This window comes from Klebsiella sp. JN_Kp127 (assembly GCF_040062505.1).
Classification (GTDB): domain Bacteria; phylum Pseudomonadota; class Gammaproteobacteria; order Enterobacterales; family Enterobacteriaceae; genus Klebsiella; species Klebsiella quasipneumoniae.
The window spans coordinates 30,375-55,196 of the sequence record NZ_JBEAHS010000047.1 but is presented as its reverse complement, the minus strand read 5'-3'; the positions used below and the strand labels follow the sequence as shown (position 1 = coordinate 55,196).

Below are 24,822 nucleotides of genomic sequence, written 5' to 3'. Positions count from 1 at the left end.
TCGCCCTCTACTCAATCTCCAGCTCATCAAACAGCTGTAAGTCTACGTCGAGCAATTCAACGGCATTACTGCGTCTGATCCCGACGTTGTTTTCAATCAGCAGCTCCAGCAGACGATCGCCGTCGATCAGCGTAATCGGCGCGGCACCGGGGAACAGCGCCGCCTCTGCGCATTTTGCCGCAAATTTTCCGGTGGTGATAAGCGTGCCGCGAATGGCTTTGTGGTAGGGCAATGCGCCGCGCAGCTGATCGATAAACGGGCGGGTAATAGTGTTTTGCATCCGCTTCACCTGCACCACTTCGGTAATGGTGGTGATGCCAACCTGCACTTTGCCGACCACATCCACACCTTTATCGCCGGAGGCTTTGGTCACTTCGACTTGCTCATAGCCCATTGCTTCCAGCAACTGGCCGACCAGATGCTCAAACTTGTAGGGATTCATGGTGGATATTTGCTCGCGCAGTAATTCCTTTTGCTGCTGGTTATAGCGTTTAACCGCATCCAGCAGCTCTTTACGCGGATCGGTTCGGCGCTCAGGCAGCGCTTTGCCAAGCCATTTTCTACCGGCATCGGTGATTTTGTAGCTCATCCCTTCACGAGTAATAAGTTCGCGCTCGACCAGATTGTAAAGCCGGGCATAGAGCGTTGTTTTAACTGAACTTGAGGAGGCGAATTTAGAGTGCTGATGCAAGAAAGCCTGCCATTCCGGAAGCAGATCGGCGCGCCGGGCCTGTTCGCGACCGGCGAGCAATTCCAGTAGCTGCAGCATGCCTTCGATATCGTCCAGTTTACGCAGCGTCGCTTCATCGTGAGCGAGGAATAAACGACCCTGTTCACTGGGATGCCAGCCGCCATCCTCATCGGTCTGCATCAAATCGAATAGCGGGTTATTGATAAACATATAACAGCCATAGCTGTGGCGGGGGTTGAGTATATGGTTATCGGTATTCCAGATTTGCCAGGCTATTTTGGCATCTTCCCCGCTCAGTCGTTCCTTAATCCAGTGGTCCGGCTCTGACCAGTCTACCGGGTTTTGCGGGGTACCGGTCTGTTCCTGAATGGCGGAGATCATATTACGGACCGATTTTACTGAGCATCCTGCTACGGCTTTCATCATCGCTCGGGTCTGGTCGTAGGTCGGGAATAACGGAGTAATGACTTTGTAATTTCGCATGGCAATTCCTTCGCTAAAGCAATGTACGGCATCATGCCATTTTATAAAGGCTAATGGCGGGCCGACTATCATTAAATTCGTTTAATTTCATTCTATTGCTCGCCTGGCTGATGGTGAGTGTGTTTATCCCGGAGGCGGCGCTTGCTGCGCCTTTTCCGGGCTACTGGCCCCGTAGCCCCGGTAAGCGCAGCGCCACCGGGGAGAACAGGTTGCACTTCACTCCATCGCCACCTTCACCGCTTCTCCCAGCTTCACCATCACCGCTTTATGTTTCTCGGTCGGCGGCAGGGCGCAGTTGATCCTGACGCAGTTGCGATACTTGCCCGCCGCGGAAAACAGCGAGCCCGGCGCGACCTGGATCTTCAGCCGGCACAGCTGTTTGGCGACGCAGACCATATCCACCTGCTCCGGCAGCTCCACCCACAGCATAAAACCCCCTTTCGGCCGGGTGACGCAGATCCCGCAGGGGAAAAATTCCCGTAGCCAGCAGGTATAGATCTCCATATTGCGCTGATAGATCTGCCGCATCCGCCGCACGTGACGGTGGTAGTGGCCTTCGCGAATAAAGTTACAGGCCGCCAGCTGAGTGGAGGGGACGTTGGTGCCGCTGGCGGCGTACTTCATCTGTAGCAGCTTGTCGTAGTAGCGACCAGGGGCGATCCAGCCGATGCGCAGGCCGGGGGCGATGGTTTTGGTAAAAGAGCTGCAGAGCATCACCCGACCGTCGATATCCCAGGAGTGAATCGTGCGCGGGCGCGGGTACTCGGTGGCCAGCTCACCGTAGATATCATCCTCGAAAATAACGATATCGTGGCGCTGGGCCAGGTTCAGCACTGCGCGCTTGCGAGCGTCCGGCATAATAAAGCCCAGCGGGTTGTTGCAGTTCGGCACCAGGATCACCCCTTTGATCGGCCACTGATCCAGCGCCAGCTCCAGGGCCTCGATGCTGATCCCGGTTTCCGGATCGGTGGGGATCTCAATCGTCTTTAATCCCAGTCCGCGCAGCATCTGCATGGTGCCGTAATAGCAGGGGGATTCCACGGCGATGATGTCCCCTGGCTGGCACACCGACAACAGGGCCAGCGACAGCGCGCTGTGGCAGCCGCTGGTGAGCACCAGATCGTCGGCAGTCACCACCGATCCGCCGTCGAGCATCAGGCGGGCGATCTGCTCCCGTAGCTCGCGGCGCCCGGCCAGTTCGTCATAGTTCAACACCTCAGTGAGGTTGTGCTGGATCGCCCGGCTCAGTTCGCGCCAGATGGGCTTCAGGCTTGGCTGCGTCACGTCCGGCGAGCCGCCGCCGAAGGGGATGATCGTTTTATCGTAGCGGGCGTCGAGCATGGTCAGCACCTGATCCCACTGGGTGATCTCCACCGGGCGCTGCACCGGGCGCGACATCGGCGGCACCGGCGGCTGGGCCTTGCGGGGGGCGACGAAATAGCCCGATCGCGGCTGCGGCACAATCATCTGCTGCTGCTCAAGCAGCTGATAGGCCTGCTGGACGGTGCTGATGCTGACGCCGTGCTCCTGGCTCAGGCTGCGCACCGACGGCAGCTTTTCGCCGTGGCGATACAGGCCCTGTTCAATGCGTTCGGCCAGCAGCGTCGCGAGATGTTGATAGCGGGTCATGTGTATCCTTAATTGCCGCCATACAGATGGAATAACCAGTACAGATGGCCGTAAAAAGTGGGGTCTGCTGTACGTTTTAGCTAATCTGTATGTTAAAGAAAAGTGTTTTGTGAATCTGTATTCCTTACCCCCAAATCCGTGAAGATAAAGCCTCTGGCAAGGTGAGGAGGTAGAGGATGGAATTTCACGAGAACAGGGCAAGACAGCCATTTATCGGTTTCGTACTGCTGGCGCGGTTTGTCAAAAAATGGTGGCTTCAGGAGCAAACGCGCAGAGCTTTGCAGAAAATGAGCGACGAACAGCTGAAAGATATCGGCCTGCGTCGGGATCAGATCAATTAAAAAGTGCGGTTTTTTTCAGACATCATTTCTTCTTTGCCCCGGTAAGCGCTGGCGACGCCGGGGAAACATTCACGAAATTTATCAATTGATGCGACGCGACCTTCCGTTTCTTGATACTTACCCTGATAAGTATTATTTTCTTCTCAACAATGAGAGGAAAAGCTGTGACTGAAGACGAACTGTTTGCCCGCCGCCCGCTGGGGATGCGGATGGCCATGGTGGTGCGCCAGTGGCGCGCGATTATTGACTCCGCTATCACCGATACGGGACTCACCCAGTCCAGCTGGACGGTGCTGATGCAGCTGCATCAGCTGGGAGACAACGTCTCGGTCAGTGAACTGGCGGAGGTGCAGGGGATTGAACTGCCGCCGCTGACGCGCACCCTCTCATTACTGGAAAAGCAGGGCTATCTGGTGCGTTCCACATCGCCATATGACAAACGCATTCGCCTGCTGACGCTGACCGCCGAGGGGCGGGCTATTCTGGAAAAACTGAGCCGCGTGATCGAGACCTATCAGGAGCGCGTAACCCAGACCATCCCGGAGGCCGACCTCGCCACCTTCAGCGCCACGTTAAATCAAATCGCCTGCCGTTTGCGGACTATCCGCGAAGAAGATAACAAGATCTAACACACTATGATGACGCCTGAACAAAAATTTGCCCGCTGGGTACGGGTGAGTATTGCCGCTTTTCTGGGAATATTCGCCTGGTTTATCGTTGCCGATATCTGGATCCCGCTAACGCCGGACTCCACCGTCATGCGCGTGGTGACCCCGGTTTCGTCGCGGGTCTCCGGCTATGTCTCGCACGTCTACGTGCATAACAATAGCCAGGTGAAAAAGGGCGACCTGCTGTATGAGCTCGACCCAACGCCATTCATTAATAAAGTTGAAGCGGCACAGATCGCCCTTGAACAGGCGAAGCTGAGCAACCAGCAGCTGGACGCGCAAATCGCCGCCGCCCGCGCCAACCTGCGCACCGCGCAGTACACCGCCCGTAACGATAAGGTCACGCTCGATCGCTATCAGCGCCTGAGCACCATGCAGAACGTCTCGCAGTCCGATCTCGACAAGGTGCGGACCACCTGGCAGACCAGCGAGCAGTCGGTCTCGGCGCTGAACGCGCAGATCCAGAACCTGCTGATCCAGCGCGGCGAGCGCGACGATAAGCGCAACGTCACCCTGCAGAAATACCGCAACGCGCTGGAGGAGGCGCAGCTGAACCTGGCCTGGACCAAAGTGCGTGCGGAAACTGACGGCATGGTCAGCAACCTGCAGCTTAACCCGGGGATCTACGCCACCGCGGCGACGGCCGTGCTGGCGCTGGTCAACAACAATACCGATATCGTCGCTGACTTCCGTGAGAAGAGCCTGCGCCACACCGCGGTAAACACCGATGCGGCGGTGGTCTTTGACGCCCTGCCGGGGGAAGTCTTCCCGGCGCACGTCACCAGCAGCGATGCCGGGATTCTGGCGGGGCAGGAGGCGGTTAACGGTCAGCTGTCGCAGCCGGAACAGTCCACCCGCTGGGTGCGCGACGCCCAGCGAATGCGCATTCACGTCGCGCTGGATCAGCCGCTGGAGAAACCGCTGCCGACCGGCGCCCGCGCCACGGTGCAGCTGTACAATAGCGAGGGACCTTTCGCCCGCACCTTCGCCGGCCTGCAGATCCATCTGGTGAGCTGGTTGCACTATGTCTATTAATACCCTGGCGCACGTCTTTACCCCGCACGGCAATATCGTCTACACGGCGAATGATTTTCGCCAGACGGTGCGTATCGCCGTGGCCGGGACCATTGCCCTCAGCATCTCCACCTTCTACGACGTGCAGTACGGCGTATTTTTTGTGGTTTATCCGCTGATGCTGATGTCGCTGGTGCCGGTGTTCAACCGCCATGTCGCCCGCCAGTTTGTATTCAGCGCGGCGGTGAACTGCGTCGAAATGGTATTGATCGTTGGCTATCTGTCGCAGTGGCCGGTGATCATGACGCTGGTGGTGTTCGCCCTGTACGTGATGCGTTTTCGCTTTATGAGCCAGGGGCCGCTGTTTCTGCTGGGGTCGATGGGGGTGGTGTGTCAGAGCACGATGCTCAACTTTATGAGCTACCCGACCAGTAACTGGCACACCCTGATGTTCTCCAACATGGAAGCGTGCGTGCTGGCGGTGGCGCTAAGCGCGCTGCTGCATTACCTGATCCCGGACGTCGAGCCGCGCAAGCCGCCGCCGCGCCTTGAAAAAGACGCCGCCCGCATCCGCCACGAGTCGCTGCTCTCCGGCACGGTGGCGACGATCATCTTCGTGGTGTTTCAGATCTGCGATCTCAGCGACTCGCTGTCAGCGCTGATGGCCGGGATCCTGATCCTGTTCCCGATGCACTATCGCGGGGCGGTAATCAGCTCGATCTGGCGCGTGGCGGGGGTGGTGCTGGCCTGCCTCTATATTCTGGTGGTGCAGTTGATTATCTATGACTTCAGCAACCACATGGTCCTGATGATGCCGCTGATTGGCCTCGGGCTGGCCTTCAGCGCCCGTCTGCACGTGATGGAGAAAGTGGGCGCCGGGGTGGGCTTCGCCAGCATCACCACCATCGGCATTATGTTTGGCCAGAATCTGCATCCCTATCAGGATCTGGTATTCAGCGATCTGTACCGCATCACCTCGGTGACGGTCTCGCTGGTGGTGACGCTGACCCTGGTCTTTCTGATGCACCGCCTGCTGAACTGCTTCGCGGCGACGCGCTTTGTGGTAAGCGATTAACCTGCCGATGGGAAGGTGGCGAGACAGCGCCACGCTTCCCCGTCCTGCAGATACAACGCCGCCGTCAGCTCCGGCAGGATCCAGCTTCGCGCATCGGCTTCCGTCCCCTCCAGCAGGATGCACAGCCCGCAGCCGCTGCGCAGCTGGCGGGGAATATCTTTGACCTCGAAGGTCATTCCCGCCGCCTGCAGGGCTTTGCGCGTGCGCACCACTCCCACCGTGGAATGAAATAAAAACAGAAAGGTTGTCATCCGCGCCTCCGCTGACGCTGGCCGATCAGCGCCGCGCCGATCGCCCCGGCATACTGGGCGTCGGGATGGGTTGTCACCGCCATGCCGACATGGCTTTCCAGCATGCGGGCAAAGGCGGCGCAGTGGCTGACGCCGCCGGTAAACAGCAGCGGTCCCTGCGCCGATAAGCGGCCGATAAAGTTCGCGCTGCGCCGGGCCATGGCGTTAATCACCCCCGCCAGAATCGCCTCCGGCGCGACCCCGGCCGACCGCAGGCTGATGACTTCCGATTCGGCGAATACCGTACACATGCTGGTGATGGCGTGCGGTTCCACGCCGTCGGTAATGACGTCCAGCTGTTCGACGCTGGCGCCGAGGGTTCGTGAAATGACCTCCAGAAAACGGCCGGTACCGGCGGCGCATTTGTCATTCATCAGAAAGTCGCTGAGGTTGCCCCCGGCATCCAGCAGGATAACCTTGCTGTCCTGGCCGCCGATATCAATCACCGTGCGGGTGTCCGGCGCCAGCAGGCGGGCGCCGAGGCCATGACAGGAAATCTCCGTCACCTGTTTATCGGTAAAATCCACCAGCTGGCGGCCATAGCCGGTGAGGGTTAAAAAGGGCGTTTCCGCGAGGCCAGCGCGCAGCGTCTCCCAGGCCTCATGGATGGCGTCGGCGGGGCGAAAGGGGGTCGGGCAGAGGAAACGACGCGTAATCACCCCGTCCGCCAGCAGGATGCCTTTCGTGGCGGTGGAGCCGGAATCAATACCAACCGTGTAGATCACGCCTGCTCCTTACAGCATTTCGATAAAGGCGGCGACGCGGGTGCTGAGCTGGCCGAGGTCCGCTGTCGAATAGTCGGTTTCAATCGCCATATAAGGAAGGTCGTGCTGCTGGCGCAGATGGCGTTTAATGGCCAGCGATTCCACGGCATAGGTATGGCAGGCCTGCAGGATGACGTCGATTACCCCGTCGGCCTGGTACTCCTCCACCATCTGGCTCAGCAGCTGCAGGCGCTGATCGTTAGGGGAAATACAGGAGCAGCCGATGGCGAGATATTTATCGGTTAAGGCGTCGTAGACGTCACCCTCTTCCGCCACGCAGCGCTCGGTAGCCTTCGCGCCGGTGCAGTTTTCATAGCCCACCACCCAGCCGCCGTTTTCTTCGATGGCGCGAACCACTTTCTCCGCCGCGCCGCCGATCGGGCAGCCGGTGATCAGAATGCGCGGGCGTGAGGCCAGTCGTTTACCCTGCCGCCACTCCTGACGGATGCGCTCCGCCATGGCGTTGAGCTCGTCAATCAGCGCGGTTTTGTCGAAGCGGAAGGTGGCGCCATACACCACTTTCAGGATGTCGCCGCCGCTGAGCGCCGGCGGATTGAGCTGCCCGAGACGATAAAAGTGGGCCAGCGCCCGGCGTTCGCGGTTTTTCAGCACGATGGCCTCGCGCAGCGCCGCCTCGCTAATCGGCGCGCCAAACTGCGCCTCAATCACCTGCTGCAGGCGCAGGATCTCCGCTTTCCACAGGGCGCGGGAGGCCGCGTCGCTGGCGCTGTTCGGCAACTGCATCACGTGGACCGCCTTGAACTCGGCCATGTACTCGTACATTTTCTTTTTACCGTCGCAGGTGGTTTCCCCAACCACCAGGTCAGAGAAATAGAAGTAGGGGCATTTATCGGTTTTGCCGAAGCCGTAGCTGCTTTTGATTAACGGACAGAGGTTGCGCGGCAGATCTTTTTCCGCTTCCTCGATGGTTTCATCAGAGGTGGAGCACAGCGAGACCACCACGGCCCCCGCCGCCATGGCGATCTCCTGAGGCATAAAGGTGCAGTAGGTGCCCACCAGCGGCACGTTCTGCTCTTTAAGATCCATGACGGTGAGAAAGCCCTTCTGGCGAGCTTCCGAGAACTGGTCAAAAATGGCGGGTAGATCGGTGATAAGCGACATGGTTTTCCTTCCCCGTACACGGGAGATGCTGAAAGAGTCGCCATTATAACCCTGTTGTTTGTATGCTTTTATTGATCTCCTGCGTCTGCGCGCGGCGTTAATAGACCTTCTTTAAATCCATCTCTTCCTGGATCCGCTCGCTCCATGCCAGGTGGGTGCGGATGGCCTCTTCGATACCGGCGTTGTAAAACAGCGGCCCCAGCTCCTGGGCGATAAAGTCGACAAAAAATTCAGCGTCAAACTGCTCCAGTTCGAGGTTAAACGTCTCTTCGCAGTACTTGCTGAGCCTGTCGCGCAGCAGGTCGCGCTGCGCCGGGCTGAGTTCAATCTCACTCATGATGGGGCTTTCTCCGTAAAAGGGGTCACGACTGCCGGGCTTCAATGACCGCTTGCGCACACTGACGCTGGTGGCGTAACAGTCCGGCGAGGCAGCAGGCGGCGGCGAGCCCCGCGACCACCGCCAACAGGTGGAAGGGCAGTCTCCCGCCATGGAACCACAGCCAGCGCGCGCCTTCAATCGATAAGGCGCTGACGCTGAGGATCACGATATTCAGCGAGGCGGAGACCGTGCCTTTCGGCAGGTCGTTGGAAAAGAGGGTAAAGCGGAACAGCGTCGGGAAAATCAGCCCGATGCCAAAGGCGTAGAAGCAGGTGCCGAGCACCGACCACAGCCAGACGTGCGGCCAGGCCAGATTCCCCACGATCAGGATGGCCAGGCCGAGCATCTGTACCGGCACCGCGCTCAGCACAAAGCGCGGACGAGTGGGATCTTTTACCCAGCGCGCCACCGACAGGTTGGCAATGATGACGGCGCTGAAGACCGGCACCTGGCTCCAGGCGAACTCGCTGGTGGTCAGCCCGCCGGCGTCCATTAAAATCACCGGCGATACCGCCACCCAGCTCATCAGCGGAATATAGCTCAGCGACAGCGTGGCGGCGCCGAGCAAAAAGATGCGGTTGCGAAAGACGTTGCGAAAATCGCGCAGCACGCCCAGGGGGCTGAACGGCACATCGCCGCGGCGCACCGTCTCCGGCATGGTCAACAGCAGCCCCAGCCAGGCCACCAGCCCCATGGCGGCGATAATGCCGAACAGCGCTTTCCAGTGGATAAAATGCATCAGCGCCGCGCCGGAGAGCGGGCCGACGATCGGCGCCACCAGCACGACGGAGGTGATCACCGCCATCAGCCTGATCGACCTTTTTTCCTCAAAGGCTTCCTGTACGGTGACGTAGCCGACGGTGGCGATAAAGCAGATGCTGGTGCCCTGCACGAAGCGGGCGATCAGGAACTGGGTCATGGAGGTGGTGAACAGTGTCGCCAGGCAGGCGAGGGTGAAAATCAGCGCGCCGGTGAGCAGTACCGGACGCCGTCCGATCCGGTCAGAGAGCGGCCCCAGCAGCCACTGCAGCGCCATGCCGCCGGCCATGTACAGGCTCACCGAGGCTGGAGCCAGCGCCACATCGGCGTTGAAATCCCGCACCACGTGCAGGATCCCCGGCTGGATCAGGTCGGTGGTGAGATAGGCGGAAAAATCATACAGAATGAGCGCCGCCGGGAAGAACAGCGCGGCGGCGTGCCGGGTTAGCCAGCGGGTCATCCGGTGCATCATCTCGCCCTCCCTGTGGAATATTTTTCAGCGCGATTGTTCAGATAGTATCATTGCTAACCAATATGCAGATGCAGCAGCGACGGGATCTGCGAGAGCAGCCACAACAACAGGCCGATGGTTCCCCCGACCAGGGTGCCGTTGATGCGGATGAACTGCAGATCTTTACCGATATTAAGCTCGATCTGCCGCGACATATCGCGGGCGTCCCAGCTCTTCACCGTGTCGCTGATATGCCTAGTGAGGAAGGCGGCGAACTCCGGCGCCACCCGGTGCGCCGCCTGCTCCAGGTGTTCGTTAAGCGATTCGCGCAGCGCGTCGTCGCGGAGTAAGGTTTCACCGAACCACTGGCCAGCCTCGGCGATGCGCTGCTTGATACGCGAGTCGTCGCTGCTGATATCGTTTTTTACCCAACCGCGCAGGTCGCCCCACACTTCGCCAAGATAGCGGTTGAAGGTCTCATCATTTTTCAGCCACGCTTTGATGTTATCGGCCTTCTGCGCCAGTTCCGGGTCGGATTTCAGGTTATCGATTAGCTTTTGCGTCGCGCGGTCAAAGGTCTGGCGGATCTGGTGGGTGCGATCGTGAGTGACCTCGTCCAGCAGGGTATTCACGGCGTCGGTGACCATCTCGGCGCTGTGCTCGCCGAGCCACTCGGTGGGTAATAGCCTGGCCTTCAGCGGGTGTTCGGTCTCCAGCCAGCGCACGATGCCGCGGGCGATAAAGGCGCGGGAGCTGTCGCGCTGCAGCAGGGCGATCAGCTGATTTATCAGCGAATCCAGCAGCTTTTGATGGCGGTTGTCGCGGGTCAGCCCCTCCAGCATCATGGCGCTGGTCTGCGTCAGGTCGACCTTATCGATCGCCTTATGCACCGCGCGCCGCAGCAGGCGCTGAATGCGGGCGTCATCGGTCAGTTCGAGAAAACCGCTCATCACCTGCAGCAGGTGCTGGCCGACCCGCCGGGCGTTCTCCGGCTGGCTGAACCAGTTGCCGAGCATCAGGGCTGGTTGATAGCGGCGGATCAGCGCCACCAGCGACGGGGTATCGAGGAACTTCTCTTCCACAAAGCGGCCGAGGTTGTCGGCGATGCGATCTTTGTTGCGCGGGATAATCGCGGTATGGCGGGCGACAAAGGGCAGCGGAATACGACGAAACAGGGCCACCACCGCAAACCAGTCGGCCAGCGCCCCGACCATCGCCGCTTCGGAAATGGCCTTCAGCGCGCTGACCCATGGCGTCGGCGGCAGCAGCAGGGTGGTGATAAATAGCGCGGCGGCGATCAGCAGCAGCGACAGCGCCAGCAGTTTGGCGCGTTTCAGTTCAGCGAGTTTTTCCATAAACTTAAGCATATAACCTGACGGCGAGGTCGTGCAAAAATCGCCAGATAATCCACAGACCGAACATCATCAGGATCGCCCCCGCCGCCCGCTCGACCCGCCAGACGATGGCGCTCAGGCGGTGCTGCACCTGCGGCAGCGCAATCGCGCTCACCAGCAGTAAATCCCAGAAGAACACCACGCTGACCATCCACAGGCCACTTACCGTTTGCTGCAGCAAGGTAACCGCCGGCCCCAGCAGGGAGGTCATCAGCGCCAGATAAAACAGCGCGTTCTTCGGGTTGAGCAGCGATGACCCCAGCCCCAGCAGCAGCTGCTTGCCGAACCCCGGACGCGATGCGCGAACGCTCTCCACCGCCAGCGCCGCGGGACGGCTGCGAATCAGCAGGCTGCCAATCCACAGTAAATAGCCTGCGCCCAACAGCTCGATGAGCAAAAACAGCAGCGGCGCCTGGCGCAGAAGCCCCCAGCCAACGATGGCCAGGACAATATACAGCGCATTCCCGGCGGCGATGCCGAGACACAGTCCGAGGCTGCCGCGGATCCGGTAGCGTACAGCGTAACCGACCAGCAGAAAAAAATCGGGGCCCGGGCTGAGCAGAGCGACAAAGTGGGACAGGGCTAACGCCGGAAAGGCGGCGGGGAAGAGAGTCGATAAGGTATTCATAGTGGCCTCGATAATGGTGCTGAGGCCACCCTACGCCAGGTGGAAAATTACTTATTGTCGGAAATTGATCGGCTTTGCGCATACTGCCGCGGCGTGGCGGCGGTATAACTGACGAAGGTTTTATGGAAATGGCTCTGATCGGCAAAGCCGGCCTGATAGCCGACGTCGGCAATAGGGTCCCCGGCACGTAAGCGCGTTTTCGCATATTCAATGCGCGCCATATTGATCAAACTGGCGGGCGTCAGGCCGGTATCCTGTTTCACGGCGCGGATAACGGTCTCTTTACGTAGCGCGCTGTCGTGGGCCAGCTTATCCAGCGATGGCGGCGCCGGCAGATCTGTCGCCAGGCGCTGAAACAGCAGGGCGCTGGCGTGATGTGGCGCCTGCGGCGCGGCGGCGCACAGCGGCAGCGCGTGCAGGAGCTGCGCCAGCCGGGCGGGCAGTTGCTCAATGCGGCCGCGGCTCATCAGGGCGACAATCTGCTGGAAGCAGGCAAAGAGAGGGCTGTCGCGCAGCAGCGGCTGCGGCGAGGTGATACTGGCGCCAGGGGGAATATCTGGACGCTGCGCATGGCACCATGCCGCCTCCAGGTACAGCATATGATAGCTGCGCGGCCGGTCACGCAGCGGATTACAGCTATGCGGCGCGTGCGGCGGGATCACGATCAGATCCCCGGGCTGCAGGAGATATTCCTGACCATTGCACAGGCAGCGCGTTTCACCGTCGATAATCGCCCCCACCGAGAGCTGCGGGTGGCTGTGGCGCTTATAGGCCTGACGGCTGCCCCAGGTGCTGCGCAGCTCCAGCCACGGCAGGCGATCGTCTCGCCAGAAGGTTTGGGGAATATCTCGGGTATGGTTCACCGCATCGACCTTTGCTGAGGGGATAAATCGTTTATAGCATGCTGCGCCGAGGCTGTCGCCCGCCGGGATTTGCGTACCGCGTCGAAAAAGGATGTCACGCTTGCAGTCCGGGGAAATATGTTTTCGTCGCGGAATGTAAAATCCCGGTTTCCGGGGTGTCAGCGACATTCATGGGAGGTAGAGTCCCTGCAGGATAAGCAGGCAGGGATGAGCCGATGGCAAAGGGCACCACCTCGACGCCGCATGATGCGGTGTTTAAACAGTTTCTCACTCAGGCCGACATCGCGCGTGATTTCCTGGCGATCCATCTACCGCCTGCGCTGCGTCAGCGCTGCGACCTCGATACCTTACAGCTGGAGTCGGCAAGCTTTATCGAGGAGAGCCTGCGGGCCTGGTACTCCGATGTGCTGTGGTCACTCAAAACCGCGTCTGGCAAGGGATACATTTATGTGGTTATCGAACATCAGAGCTCACCGGACGTGCAAATGGCTTTTCGCCTGATGCGCTACGCCATCGCCGCGATGCAGCGCCATCTGGATAACGGTCATACCAGACTGCCGCTGGTGGTGCCGATGCTGTTCTATCACGGAGCGACCACGCCATACCCGTGGTCGCTCAGCTGGCTGGACTGCTTTGCCGATCCACAGCTGGCGAGGGAGCTTTATGCCTCGCCCTTTCCGCTGGTGGATATCACGGTGATCCCCGACGATGAGATCGTTCGTCACCGGCGGGTGGCATTACTCGAGCTGATACAGAAGCATATTCGCCAGCGCGATTTAATGGCGATTGTTGAGCAGCTGACGACGATTTTACTTAGCGGTGACGCTAATGACAGGCAGATAAAAACGCTGTTTAATTATCTACTGCAGACTGGCAACGCGCGTCGCTTTGGCCGGTTTATCCAGGAAGTGGCGCAACGGGTTCCTCAGCACAGGGAGAGATTGATGACCATCGCCGAACGATTACAGGAAGTGTGGCGCAGAAAAGGCAAGCGTGAAGGACAGCATGCCGAGGCGCTGCGCATTGCCCAGAGGATGCTGGCCGACGGCATTGCCCGCGAGACGGTGGTGAAAATCACCGGCCTGACCGCCGACGAGATCGCCGCGCTGGCGCATTGATAACGCCGGGACGGCCTGACGGTCGCCCCGGTTAGCCACCGTTATGGAATATTCCGGATATACCTAACTTTACCCGCATCGCCAGCCATCTCGACTACCCTTAATATCCTTAACGGCATTTTTGACTGCCTTAATAGCGATAACAAGGAGACATGCGATATGGCCTATCAGACGGTGAATCCTGCGAACAATCAGCTTATTAAAACGTACCCGGCGCACAGCGATGCGGACGTGGAGGCGGCGCTGCGGCAGGCGGATGCGCTCTATCATTCTGCCTGGGCGAAAGGCGATATTGAACCGCGTCTGGCGGTGCTGCATAAGCTGGCGGATCTGATCGACAGCCGGGCGGAAGATCTGGCGAAAATCGCCAGCGAGGAGATGGGGAAACTCATTAAGCAGAGCCGCGGCGAAGTAAAACTGTGCGCGCAAATCGCCCGCTATTACGCCGATAACGCCAAATCGATGCTGGCGCCGGTGAAATACCCCACCGAACTCGGCGACGCCTGGGTTGAACACCATCCCATCGGCGTATTAGTGGCGGTGGAACCGTGGAACTTCCCCTATTACCAGCTGATGCGCGTCCTGGCGCCAAACCTGGCGGCCGGGAACCCGGTTATCGCCAAACACGCCAGCATTGTGCCGCACTGCGCGGAGACCTTTGCTCATCTGGTGCGCGAGGCCGGCGCACCGGAAGGGGCGTGGACCAATCTGTTTATCTCCCAGGATCAGGTGGCGAAGATTATCGCCGACGATCGTGTGCAGGGCGCGGCGCTGACCGGGTCGGAAAAAGCTGGCAGCGTGGTGGCGGCGCAGGCGGCGAAGCATATTAAAAAATCGACCCTGGAACTCGGCGGCAACGATGTGTTTGTGGTGCTCGACGATGCCGACCTCGATCGCGCGGTGAAAATCGGCGTCCAGGCGCGGCTGAACAACGCCGGCCAGGTGTGTACTGCCGCCAAGCGGTTTATCCTGCATGAGAACATCGCTGAGTCGTTTCTGACGAAATTTAGCGAGGCGTTTCGCCAGGTAAAAATAGGCGATCCGCTGGATGAAAGCACCACGCTGGGGCCGCTCTCCTCTAAAGATGCGCTGGAAACCTTAAGCAAGCAGGTTGACGAGGCGGTCAAAAACGGCGCCACGCTGCATCTGGGCGGCAAACCCGTGGCGCGAGACGGTAACTTCTTTGAACCCACTATCCTGACCGGTATCACCCGCGACAACCCGGCGTACTTCGAAGAGTTCTTTGGCCCGGTGGCGCAGATCTACGTGGTGAAAAACGATGAGGAGGCGATTGCGCTTGCCAACGATTCTCACTATGGCCTGGGCGGCGCGGTGTTCAGTCAGGATATCGAACGCGCTAAACGGATGGCATCCGCCATTGAAACCGGGATGGTCTATATCAACTGGCTGACCGATACCGCGCCCGAACTGCCGTTTGGCGGCGTGAAGCGTTCCGGTTATGGCCGGGAGCTCTCCGATCTCGGCATCAAAGAGTTTGTGAACCAAAAGCTGGTGGTGGTTCGCCGCTAAGCCCGACCATAAAAAAACCTGCCATCCGGCAGGTTTTTTTATAATAGATTTATTGCACTTCGACTTTATCCCAGCCGCTTTTGAACATACAGCTGTCGACTAAGGTCTCCCGCTGATATTCATTCGCGTCTTCTACCGTATAACTTGTTTCAACATCCTGTTTCTTATGCTTTTTGTCGCTTTTTTCTGAACTGGACCCGGTCACCACGTTATCCGGAGGGAGATCGACCAGGGCCTGCGCTTCACATTCGGTGAGCTTTTTATGCATGTCGGCATCGCTTAAACCCGGCTTCACCCAGGTATACTGAGTGCAGCCGGTGAGCAGCAACGCCAGGCTCAGCGCAGAGAGCGCGGCGAGACGTGATTTCATCAGAAGGTAATCCCGCCGCCCACGTAGGCGCCATCAATCAGGGTGTGGTTTGGGCGGCCCTCTTTGCCGTCAACGCTCACGTGACGGTAACCGACCTTCAGGGTCAGTGGACCAACCGGGGACCAGCTCACGCCGCCGTTCGCCTCAACATAGTTTTTCACGCTGTTGTTCAGGCCGTCGGGCGCGACATACCCTTCGCCAAACACGTGGATGCTGTCGGTCAGGGCCACGTTCACCCCGCCGCCGACCGGAAACGCGACGCCGTTATCGCCTTTTTTCGGCCCGAGGTAGATAGCTTTCGCGCCAGCGTTGAGCATCACCGGGCCAACTTCCAGATTGTAACCCGCGCCAACGCCGCCGGTCTGGCTACCATCATCGGTATTCTTCAGCCAGTGGCTTTCGGCATACAGGCCGGAAGAGGATTTACCCATTTCCATATTCAGGTTGGTAAAATTCTTACCTTGTTCAACGGTAAACCCCATTGCCATGGCGGAACCAGAGACCGCGGTCAGGGCAGCAACAATCAGGATGTTAAGCTTTTTCATGGTTTGCTCCTCGTCATTAAATTTGTCTGAGGGCACCTTAACAATCGATGTTTACCTCTGCAAATGTGACTTACGTCGATTTTTTATGCTGTGTTTGTCAGGGAGGTGTTTTGAAAATGTTGTAATGACGTTGGGTTATGGCGAGGTCAATCATCAAATTTGGTCTGTTTAGCCACAGTTTAATGGGGGGGCTAAACAGAAACTGAACAGGGCGGGCATTAATTATTAAGCGTCCTATTCATTGAATTTCTTATTATTTGCAAAAGTGTTTCTGCTGTTACTTATAAAAACGTTGATTTACATTTTTCGACGCGATGACGACGTTTTAACCCTGTCTTTGACGATGTACGGGGAGAGAAGGGGGCCTGCGCCTTAGCGCGCAGGCGGGCAGATTAGCGTCGTAGCCCGGCAAATGCCGCGCGAATCTCCTCTTCCGGCAACTGAATGCCGATAAACACCAGCGTGCTGTGCGGCGTTTCATCGCCCCACGGGCGATCCCAGTCGGCGCTGTAGAGGCGCTGCACGCCCTGGAACAGCAGGCGATTTGGCTCGCCGTCGATCCACAGCATCCCTTTATAGCGCATCAATTGCTCGGCGAAGGAGAGCAGCAGATTTTCCATTACACGCGACACTTCGCTGATATCCACCGGGTAATCCATCTCAACCACGATTGATGACACGTCGTTTTGCTTCTCTGCCATAAAGTGGAAACGCGGTTTGCTGTTAACGACGTTCTCTTCCAGCATAAAGCCGCTGGTGTTAAACAACTGGCTAAGATCGATATCGCCGTGAATGACGGTATAAATCGGCGCCCGGGCATTAATGCGCGCCAGCCGTTCGCGCAATTTTTCGGTGTCGCCGACAACATCAGTTTTGGTCAGCAAAATGCGGTCTGCGTAGCCTACCTGCGACTGGGCGATGGTGAACTGATCCATCTGCTGGTCGGCATGGACCGCATCCACCAGGGCGATCACGCCATCCAGCAGATAGCGCTCGCAAAGCACCTCGTGGGAGAAAAAGGTCTGGATGATCGGCCCCGGGTCGGCCATGCCGGTGCATTCAATCACCAGCCGGTCGAACTCGATTTCACCGCGGTCGCGGCTGTCGAGCAGATCGAGCAGGGCGTCTTCCAGTTCGTTGGAGCGCGTACAGCAGATGCAGCCGTTGGTCAGGGTTTTAATCTGCGTGGCGCGGTCGCCGATCAGCTGATCGTCAACGGCGACTTCGCCAAATTCATTTTCAATCACGGCGATTTTAAAGCCGTGCTGTTCGTTGAGAATATGGCGCAACAGGGTGGTTTTACCTGCGCCGAGAAAACCGGTGAGTAGGGTGACTGCAATCGGTGCCATTATTGCCTCCATTAACAGCAGCGGACGCCGCCTTTGCCGTCGCCGCCGTAGCGGGCCTGCTGGCGTTCGCGGAAGAATTCTTCATAAGTCATGTACGGCTGATCCGGATGGTTGGTTTGCATATGGGTGACGTAGTTGTCGTAATCCGGAATGCCAATCAGCATTTTCGCCGCCTGACCGAGATATTTTTTTGCCTGACCTAAGTTACCAAACATTATGCTTTCCAGAGAACGAATAAAGCCGGATGGCGGCTAGCGCCTTCTCCGGCCTACGTTGATGCGCTTTTTTGTAGGCCGGATAAGCGTAGCGCCATCCGGCATCGGGGTTAATGATGTGACGAGGTCTTCACGCCGCCTTCCGGTACCGGCACGTACGGGGTCTCTTTGTCGGTACGCACTTTATTGTTGCGGACAGTGAGCCAGGTTTTGATGCCGTAGAAGATGATGCTGTACACCACTACCAGGAACAGGATGCTCAGGCCGGCGTTGGTGTAGTTGTTGACCACGATATGGTTCATGTTGGCCACCTGCTGGGCGGTCAGCTCGCCACCGGCGGCGATCTTCTCTTTATACTGCTGAGCCATAAAGAAGAAGCCTTCCATCTGCGGGTTGGTGCTGAACAGCTTCAGGCCCAGCGCCCAGGTGGTGCACAGTAGCAGCCACGCAGCCGGGATCACGGTGACCCAGATATATTTGGTGCGCTGCATTTTGACCAGCACCACGGTGCCAAGCACCAGCGCCACCGCGGCCAGCATCTGGTTAGAGATACCGAACAGCGGCCACAGGCTCTTCACGCCGCCCAGCGGGTCGACCACGCCCTGATACAGCAGGTAGCCCCACAGCCCGACGCAGCCGGCGGTACCGATAATCCCGGCGACCAGCGAGTCGGTTTTTTTCAGGAACGGCACGAAGTTACCCAGCAGATCCTGCAGCATAAAGCGGCCTGCGCGGGTCCCCGCATCCAGCGCGGTGAGGATAAACAGCGCTTCAAACAGGATACCGAAGTGGTACCAGAAGCCCATATCCGCCATCGGGATGATTTTGTGGAACACATGAGCGATACCCACGGCCAGCGTCGGCGCGCCGCCTGCGCGGTTCAGAACGGAAGGTTCGCCGATATCTTTCGCGGTTTGCAGGATTTGCTCAGGTGAGATCACGAAGCCCCAGGAGCTGACGGTCGCTGCCGCGTGAGCGGTGACATCCCTCAGCTGGGCGGCAATCAGCGCCGCGTTTTCACCGCCCATTTCGTGCAGGTTCGGCATGGTGATGCCCAGACCCGCCGGCGGGGTGTTCATCGCGAAGTAGAGGCCCGGTTCGATAATTGAGGCCGCTACCAGCGCCATCACCGCCACGAAGGACTCCATCAGCATTGCGCCGTAGCCGATAAAGCGGGCGTCGGTTTCGTTGGCCAGCAGCTTCGGCGTGGTGCCGGAGGCGATCAGGGCGTGGAAGCCGGAGACCGCGCCGCAGGCAATAGTGATAAACAGGAACGGGAACAGGGCGCCTTTCCACAGCGGACCGGTACCGTCAATGTACTGGGTCACCGCCGGCATTTTCAGGTCCGGGTTAAGGATCACGATACCCAGCGCCAGGCCAACGATGACGCCGATTTTCAGGAAGGTCGCCAGGTAGTCGCGCGGCGCCAGAATCAGCCATACCGGCAGCAGAGCCGAGATAAACGCGTAGCCAATCAGGGTAAAGGTGATGGTGGTGTCTTTAAAGGTCAGCGCCGGGCCCCAGTACGGGTCGTGGGCAATCACGCCGCCGAAGTAAATAGACGCCACCAGCAGGACGATACCGATGACCGATACTTCGCCTACGCGGCCCGGGCGCAGGAAGCGCATGTAGATCCCCATGAACAGGGCAATTGGCACCGTCGAGCAGACGGTGAAGACGCCCCACGGGCTTTCCGCCAACGCTTTCACCACGATCAGCGCCAGCACCGCGAGGATGATGATCATTATCAGGAAGCAGCCGAACAGCGCGATGGAGCCTGGTACGGGACCCATCTCCTGTTTGATCATCTCGCCCAGCGAGGCGCCGTTACGCCGTGAGGAGATAAACAGCACCATAAAGTCCTGTACCGCGCCTGCCAGCACGACGCCCGCCAGCAGCCACAGGGTACCCGGCAGGTAGCCCATCTGCGCGGCGAGCACCGGGCCCACCAGCGGACCGGCGCCGGCAATCGCGGCAAAGTGGTGGCCAAACAGCACGTAGCGGTTGGTCGGCACATAGTTCAGGCCATCGTTATTAATGACCGCCGGCGTGGAGCGCGTCGGGTCAAGCTTCATCACCTTCTGCGCGATATACAGGCTGTAATACCGGTAGGCGACGAGGTACACGGAAACCGACGCCACCACGATCCACAGGGCACTGACGTGCTCACCGCGGCGCAGGGCGACGACTGAGAGGCAAAATGCCCCGATGATCCCGAGAATCACCCAGGGTATGTGCTTGAATAGTTTTTTGGTATCCATAGTAAAACCTGGCGTTAATGAGATGAATAATTGGCCGAAGCCGTCTGGTTTTAAGTAAGAGTTGATGGAGGTATTGATTAGCTAGGCTGCCTCCGATCTTGCCAGACCGGCGCGCGCGTAAAGATGAGTAAATGGGTGAGTGGTTGTATAGGAGGTTAAGCGGTTACTGGAAGGGGTAAGCGGTTGGCTACGAAGTGAACAGGGCGGGATTATGTGATTGTGATCACAGGAGATTGTGGCCTGCGACGCTGTGGGTTAACGCTCCTCCCCAACCGGGGAGGAGCAGACAAGGCGATTACACTGCGACTTCCATTTCCATCATTACCGGGTGGAAGCGGCGCTTAAAGTAGATCAGCCCGTGGCCCTGCTGGCTCAGGGTTATGTTCCTGATTTCAACCAGATAGACCAGGTGGGTGCCGATGGTTTGTACCTGGCTAATCTCCCCTTCGAGACTGGCCAGCGACCCCTTCAACACCGGCTGCCCGAGCGCGCCCTGCTGCCAGCCGCTGAGGGCAAAACGCTCTTCCATCGTCACCCCGGTCATCCCGGCGAAATGACGGGCCATGATTTCCTGTTCATGGTTCAGCACGTTGATGCACAACTTGCCGTTGCCCTGAAACACCGGGTTCATCGCGCTGTTGGCGTTGATACACACCATCACCGAGGGCGGCGTATCCGTCACCGAGCACACCGCCGTGGCGGTTATCCCGCAGCGGCCGGCTTCGCCTGCGGTGGTGACCACGTTAACCGCCGCCGACAGGCTGGCCATGGCATCGCGAAAACGCAGGCGTTGTTCATCTAATTGCATTATGACCTCCCGCTGCGAATTACTTCAGCAGCTTATCCAACATGTTGATATCAGCGTTATTGTGCAGATGCGGCACCGTCCAGCCGTTCTGGTCGTACTCGGACAGGCAGCGGTCGACCATCGCCATCATCTTGTCCATATTGCCGGAGCTCTGCGCCTGGCGCAGACACTGCAGGCGAATCTCATCCTGGCTACCGGAGTAGTTGATTTCATACAGCTCGTGGCGGCCGCCGAACTCGCTGCCGATGGCGTCCCACATCAGTTTGAGGATCTTGATACGTTCAACGTGATCCATACCGTTGGAGCCGCGCACATACTTCGCCAGATACTGGTCAATCTGCGGATTGTTCAGATCGCGGGCGCTGGACGGCAGATAAATCAGGCCGCTGGTGACGTTGCGCTCGATGATGTTCTTGATCTTGGCGTAGGCCATTGGGGCCATCACGCGATAGGTCTGCAGCGCGGCGTGATCCGGCAGCCATGCGCCGTTGACCCACGGCGTCGCTTCCGAGCACATGGAATCGCTTAACGCCCAGAACATGTTGCGCCACGCCACAACTTCGCCAAGGTCGGCCTGCACGCCGCGGAATTCGAGGGTACCGGTACATTCCAGAGAACGCTTCAGCAGGGCGGTGATAAAGTCCAGTTTCACCGCCAGGCGCACGCAGGCCTGCAGCGGATACATGCGGGCGAAACCGCCCTCCATGGTCCAGCGACGGCAGCGGTCAAAGTCGCGATAAATCAGCACGTTCTCCCATGGGATCAGCACTTTATCCATTACCAGAATCGCGTCGTTCTCGTCGAAACGGCTGGAGAGCGGATAGTCGTACGGGGAGCCGGTCGCGCCGGCGACCATCTCATAGGAGGCGCGGGAGATCAGCTTGACGCCTTCGGCGTCCATCGGCGCGACGAACATCAGCGCGAAGTCCGGGTTTTCGCCCATCACCTGCGCGGAGCCGAAGCCGATCATGTTGTAGTGGGTCAGCGCCGAGTTGGTGGCGACCACTTTCGCGCCGCTGACGATGATCCCGGCATCGGTCTCTTTTTCCAGCTTGATGTAGACGTCCTTCACTTCATCGGCCGGCTTGTGGCGGTCGATCGGCGGGTTGACGATCGCATGGTTAAAGTACAGGCCGGTTTCCTGAATGCGGGTGTACCAGTTGCGGGCGTTCTGCTCGAACTGGCCGTAAAACGCCGGGTTGGCGCCCAGCGCGCAGCCGAAGGCGGCTTTATAGTCCGGGGTGCGGCCCATCCAGCCGTAGCTGAAGCGCGACCACTCGGCGATGGCGTCGCGCTGCTGGCGCAGATCGTCGGCGCTTTTCGCCACGCGGAAGAATTTGTGGGTGTAGCCGCCGCTGCCGGTATCGGTGCCCCAGCACAGGGAATCCTGCATCTCCGGTTTGTGCAGCGCATCGTACAGTTGAGCGACGGAGGCCGCGGCGTTACGGAAGGCCGGGTGGGTGGTGACATCCTTCACGCGCTCGCCATAGATATAAATTTCGCGGCCATCCTGCAGGCTTTTTAAATACTCTTCGCCAGTTAACGGGCGTTTCGCGTCGGCGCGGAAATCTTCAGGTTTCATAGGGGCCTCTTCAGTATTTATCGGAAAATGATGTTAAATATATGTTTTGTTTTTGTTGTTCAATTGAAGCGGTTATTGCGCTTGTCGTGAAGGGACGTTTGCGACAACGACGGGTACTTTTCAGGCGGGAGTGAATTTTGTGATCTCTGCAGCGTTTGCCGGCTGGCGCGGCGCTGAACCGACCTGTGGACCATCGCCCGGCAGGCGCAGCGCCAGCGGGGAATTACGATACCGGTACTTTTTGCGCCCGGTAGCTGCTGGGCGAGCAGCCGACCTGGCGGCTAAAAAAACGCGCAAAATAAGCGGGGTCTTTAAACCCCAGCTGCCAGGCTATCTCATTGACGGCGCTATCGGAGAACAACAGCAGGCGCTTCGCCTCGCGCAGCTGGCGGTCGAATATCAGCCGTTTGGGCGAACGGTTGGCAAAGCGGCGACAGATATCGGTCAGCCGCGATTCGGTCAGGTGCAGCTCCCTGGCGTAATCCGGTACCGTCCAGTGCTGATGGTAGTGGCTGTCGATCATCTGGTTAAAGCGCTGGAATAGCTTCAGCTCGCCGCGCATGCCGCTGGCGGCGTGATCGTCGAGCTTTGCGTTACGCAATAGCAGGGTAAAGACCGCCTGCGCCAGCAGCGCCAGGGTGTGCTCGCGCCCCGGCAACTGGGCGGTGGATTCCCGGCGGATCAGCTGCCAGTAGTGGGCCAGCGCCGCCAGCTCGTCGGGTTTATCCGCCAGCGACAGGCAGATCCCCGGCAGGCCGAAGGTCTCCCGCGTGCCGGGATAGAGCACCTCCAGCAGCGGCCAGATGAGTTCTTCGTGCACCGTCAGCACATGGCCATCGCTATCGGACTCGGTAATAAAGGCGTGCGGCACCGAGGGCGGCGTTAACACAAACAATGGCGCCTGCACCGAATAGCGATGGTCATCAAGCTGCAGCTCAATCTGCCCGGTATCAAGATAGTGCATCTGGAAATAGCGGTCGTGGCGATGCGCCTGCATGTCGCGGCCAAAAAAGGCCGCCATGCGGGAAAACGACTGATAGTGCACCTCCTCGGTGCCCAGGCTCTCGTCGTAATCTTTATTGATATCGATATTGGCGATGGAATGCTGGCACATACCCGCTCCTTAGTGGCCTTTTTGCGCCGCTAAGCCCGGCGCGGCGGCGGCGTCCTCACGCTGGCTCATTGGAATGCGGGTGAGCACCAGCGCGCCGACAATCAGCAGCCCGGCGACAAACCACAGCCCGGAGCTAAAGCTGCCGGTGGTATCGCGCAAAATGCCGATCAACAGCGGGCTGACGGCAGAGCCGACGTTGCCGATGGCGTTGATTACCGCCAGCGCCACCGCGCGCGACTGCAGGCTGATCACCCGATCCGGGGTGGTCCAGAAAATGGCCATCGCGGTAAAGGATCCCACCGAAGCCATAATAATGCCGATCAGCTGGATCAGGCTGTGGTGAGTGGCCGAAGCCAGCAGCCAACCCGCCGCGGCGAACAGGTAGGGCAGGATGGTATGCATTTTGCGCTCTTTGCGCCGGTCGGAGCGGCGGCTCCACCAGATCATGCCGAAAATAGTGCAGAACTGCGGGATCGCCGCCAGCAGGCCAATCATGATGTTGCTACTGCCGGTGTTGAAGCTCTGCAGGATCTGCGGCGTCCAGATATTAATGGCGCTCAGGGTATTGGTCAGGCAGAAGTAGGCCAGGGTATACATCAGCACCGCTGGCGTCAGGACTTCGCGCAGCGTGGAACGCGGCGAAGCCGGAACGACCGCCGCATTTTCCCGTTCACGATCGATCATCGCCTTCAGCGCCTGTTTTTCTTCGCTATCGAGCCAGTTGGCTTTATCCGGCGTGTCGTTGAGGAAGAACCAGGTGACGACGCCGAGCACCACCGACGGCAGGCCTTCCAGCAGAAACAGCCACTGCCAGCCCTTCAGGTTCCACAGGCCGTCGAGCGCCAGAATATAGCCGGAAAGTATCGAGCCGAGCATCATGGTCACCGGCATGGCGATCATAAACAGGGCGTTGGCGCGGGCGCGATGGTAGGCCGGGAACCACCAGGTCAGATAGACGAGGATGCCCGGTAGAAAACCAGCCTCGGCGATGCCGACCAGCATGCGCAGGATGTACAGCGTATGCGGGCTGGTGGCGAACATGGTGCAGGTCGAGGCGATCCCCCAGACCACCATAATTCCGGCGATCCAACGGCGCGCGCCGACTTTCGCCAGCATGATATTGCTGGGGATCCCGCACAGCACGTAGGTGACGTAGAACAACGTCGCCGCCAGGCCGAACATGGTGGAGGTCAGGCCAAGGTCTTTGCCCATCGTCAGGCCGGCGAAGCCGATATTAATGCGGTCCAAAAATGAGAAAACAAAGAGAACAAACAGGAAGGTAATCAGGCGGCGGAACAGCTTTTTGATCACCCGGTTTTCTACTTCAACGGCTTTATTATCATTGTGTTGCAGGGTAGAGGTAGTCATGTTGCGCTCCA

The 24,822-nt window shown here is 58.9% G+C and carries 25 protein-coding genes; 6 read left to right on the top strand and 19 right to left on the bottom strand.

Annotated elements, in window-relative coordinates; genetic code table 11:
• Positions 1–7 precede the first annotated feature (7 nt).
• Positions 8–1,174, bottom strand: coding sequence for a restriction endonuclease (locus ABLV04_RS18150; RefSeq protein ID WP_180266034.1), 1,167 nt, complete (start codon positions 1,172–1,174; stop codon positions 8–10).
• Between the two features lie 216 nt (positions 1,175–1,390).
• Positions 1,391–2,803 (bottom strand): PLP-dependent aminotransferase family protein, encoded by a 1,413-nt coding sequence (locus tag ABLV04_RS18145; RefSeq protein ID WP_023291829.1) that lies wholly within the window; start codon positions 2,801–2,803, stop codon positions 1,391–1,393.
• A 176-nt stretch (positions 2,804–2,979) separates the two neighbouring features.
• On the opposite strand from ABLV04_RS18145, the gene ABLV04_RS18140 reads away from it, so the two are divergent.
• The 4 genes from ABLV04_RS18140 to ABLV04_RS18125 all read left to right on the top strand — a co-directional run bounded on the left by ABLV04_RS18140 (position 2,980) and on the right by ABLV04_RS18125 (position 5,901).
• Entirely contained in the window at positions 2,980–3,144 is a 165-nt protein-coding gene (locus ABLV04_RS18140) for a DUF1127 domain-containing protein (protein WP_004204150.1), read from the top strand.
• Between the two features lie 164 nt (positions 3,145–3,308).
• Positions 3,309–3,773, top strand: a complete 465-nt coding sequence (locus ABLV04_RS18135) for a MarR family transcriptional regulator (protein WP_048296589.1) — start codon at positions 3,309–3,311, stop codon at positions 3,771–3,773.
• Positions 3,774–3,779: 6 nt separating this feature from the next.
• Positions 3,780–4,847 (top strand): HlyD family secretion protein, encoded by a 1,068-nt coding sequence (locus ABLV04_RS18130; RefSeq protein WP_023291831.1) that lies wholly within the window; start codon positions 3,780–3,782, stop codon positions 4,845–4,847.
• A complete protein-coding gene (locus ABLV04_RS18125) occupies positions 4,837–5,901 on the top strand; it encodes a DUF2955 domain-containing protein (protein WP_023291832.1) in 1,065 nt (354 codons plus the stop codon). Before ABLV04_RS18130 ends, ABLV04_RS18125 begins: the two co-directional genes overlap by 11 nt.
• On the opposite strand, the gene ABLV04_RS18120 is transcribed toward ABLV04_RS18125, so the two are convergent.
• From ABLV04_RS18120 to ABLV04_RS18085, 8 genes are all read right to left on the bottom strand, one after another.
• A complete protein-coding gene (locus tag ABLV04_RS18120) occupies positions 5,898–6,152 on the bottom strand; it encodes a DUF3343 domain-containing protein (RefSeq protein ID WP_023291833.1) in 255 nt (84 codons plus the stop codon). The two genes, ABLV04_RS18125 and ABLV04_RS18120, sit on opposite strands and share 4 nt — an antisense overlap.
• On the bottom strand, positions 6,149–6,916 hold the full coding sequence (gene yjiL / locus ABLV04_RS18115; protein ID WP_180266033.1) for a putative 2-hydroxyacyl-CoA dehydratase activator YjiL: 768 nt from the start codon (positions 6,914–6,916) through the stop codon (positions 6,149–6,151). Before yjiL ends, ABLV04_RS18120 begins: the two co-directional genes overlap by 4 nt.
• 9 nt (positions 6,917–6,925) lie before the next feature.
• Positions 6,926–8,077 (bottom strand): double-cubane-cluster-containing anaerobic reductase, encoded by a 1,152-nt coding sequence (locus tag ABLV04_RS18110; protein ID WP_032454751.1) that lies wholly within the window; start codon positions 8,075–8,077, stop codon positions 6,926–6,928.
• A 97-nt stretch (positions 8,078–8,174) separates the two neighbouring features.
• Positions 8,175–8,414: a DUF2164 domain-containing protein gene (locus tag ABLV04_RS18105; protein WP_004204157.1), complete on the bottom strand. Its 240-nt coding sequence runs from the start codon at positions 8,412–8,414 to the stop codon at positions 8,175–8,177.
• Positions 8,415–8,439: 25 nt separating this feature from the next.
• Positions 8,440–9,687, bottom strand: a complete 1,248-nt coding sequence (gene mdtM / locus ABLV04_RS18100) for a multidrug efflux MFS transporter MdtM (protein WP_023291836.1) — start codon at positions 9,685–9,687, stop codon at positions 8,440–8,442.
• Between the two features lie 53 nt (positions 9,688–9,740).
• The gene (locus ABLV04_RS18095) at positions 9,741–11,033 is read right to left on the bottom strand and encodes a DUF445 domain-containing protein (protein ID WP_023291837.1); all 1,293 of its coding nucleotides are present in this window, start codon (positions 11,031–11,033) and stop codon (positions 9,741–9,743) included.
• Entirely contained in the window at positions 11,026–11,688 is a 663-nt protein-coding gene (locus ABLV04_RS18090) for a LysE family translocator (RefSeq protein WP_072421100.1), read from the bottom strand. The genes ABLV04_RS18095 and ABLV04_RS18090 overlap by 8 nt, the downstream gene beginning before the upstream one ends.
• Positions 11,689–11,735: 47 nt before the next feature.
• Positions 11,736–12,551 carry an AraC family transcriptional regulator gene (locus ABLV04_RS18085; RefSeq protein WP_023291839.1) on the bottom strand — a complete coding sequence of 272 codons (816 nt, stop codon included), beginning with the start codon at positions 12,549–12,551 and terminating at the stop codon, positions 11,736–11,738.
• A gap of 215 nt (positions 12,552–12,766) precedes the next feature.
• On the opposite strand from ABLV04_RS18085, the gene ABLV04_RS18080 reads away from it, so the two are divergent.
• Both ABLV04_RS18080 and ABLV04_RS18075 read left to right on the top strand, forming a co-directional pair.
• Positions 12,767–13,669 (top strand): Rpn family recombination-promoting nuclease/putative transposase, encoded by a 903-nt coding sequence (locus ABLV04_RS18080; protein WP_044525279.1) that lies wholly within the window; start codon positions 12,767–12,769, stop codon positions 13,667–13,669.
• 159 nt (positions 13,670–13,828) lie between these two features.
• The gene (locus ABLV04_RS18075; RefSeq protein WP_064155470.1) at positions 13,829–15,199 is read left to right on the top strand and encodes an NAD-dependent succinate-semialdehyde dehydrogenase; all 1,371 of its coding nucleotides are present in this window, start codon (positions 13,829–13,831) and stop codon (positions 15,197–15,199) included.
• Between the two features lie 49 nt (positions 15,200–15,248).
• Here ABLV04_RS18075 and ABLV04_RS18070 read toward each other — a convergent pair whose 3' ends face one another.
• From ABLV04_RS18070 to hpaX, 9 genes are all read right to left on the bottom strand, one after another.
• Positions 15,249–15,569 (bottom strand): hypothetical protein, encoded by a 321-nt coding sequence (locus ABLV04_RS18070; RefSeq protein WP_032454756.1) that lies wholly within the window; start codon positions 15,567–15,569, stop codon positions 15,249–15,251.
• On the bottom strand, positions 15,569–16,114 hold the full coding sequence (locus tag ABLV04_RS18065; protein ID WP_023291843.1) for a YfaZ family outer membrane protein: 546 nt from the start codon (positions 16,112–16,114) through the stop codon (positions 15,569–15,571). The genes ABLV04_RS18070 and ABLV04_RS18065 overlap by 1 nt, the downstream gene beginning before the upstream one ends.
• Before the next feature lie 392 nt (positions 16,115–16,506).
• Positions 16,507–17,463 (bottom strand): GTPase, encoded by a 957-nt coding sequence (gene yjiA / locus ABLV04_RS18060; RefSeq protein ID WP_348816010.1) that lies wholly within the window; start codon positions 17,461–17,463, stop codon positions 16,507–16,509.
• Positions 17,464–17,474: 11 nt separating this feature from the next.
• Complete coding sequence (locus ABLV04_RS18055) at positions 17,475–17,678, bottom strand: YbdD/YjiX family protein (protein WP_002887451.1); 204 nt, start codon at positions 17,676–17,678, stop codon at positions 17,475–17,477.
• Positions 17,679–17,788: 110 nt separating this feature from the next.
• On the bottom strand, positions 17,789–19,939 hold the full coding sequence (btsT, locus tag ABLV04_RS18050; RefSeq protein WP_064155471.1) for a pyruvate/proton symporter BtsT: 2,151 nt from the start codon (positions 19,937–19,939) through the stop codon (positions 17,789–17,791).
• 295 nt (positions 19,940–20,234) lie between these two features.
• Positions 20,235–20,747, bottom strand: coding sequence for a 4-hydroxyphenylacetate 3-monooxygenase reductase subunit (locus ABLV04_RS18045; RefSeq protein WP_023291846.1), 513 nt, complete (start codon positions 20,745–20,747; stop codon positions 20,235–20,237).
• Positions 20,748–20,766: 19 nt separating this feature from the next.
• Entirely contained in the window at positions 20,767–22,329 is a 1,563-nt protein-coding gene (gene hpaB / locus ABLV04_RS18040) for a 4-hydroxyphenylacetate 3-monooxygenase, oxygenase component (protein WP_048336347.1), read from the bottom strand.
• 223 nt (positions 22,330–22,552) lie between these two features.
• Complete coding sequence (gene hpaA / locus ABLV04_RS18035; RefSeq protein ID WP_023291847.1) at positions 22,553–23,443, bottom strand: 4-hydroxyphenylacetate catabolism regulatory protein HpaA; 891 nt, start codon at positions 23,441–23,443, stop codon at positions 22,553–22,555.
• A 9-nt stretch (positions 23,444–23,452) separates the two neighbouring features.
• Positions 23,453–24,811, bottom strand: a complete 1,359-nt coding sequence (gene hpaX, locus ABLV04_RS18030) for a 4-hydroxyphenylacetate permease (RefSeq protein WP_023291848.1) — start codon at positions 24,809–24,811, stop codon at positions 23,453–23,455.
• Positions 24,812–24,822 lie beyond the last annotated feature (11 nt).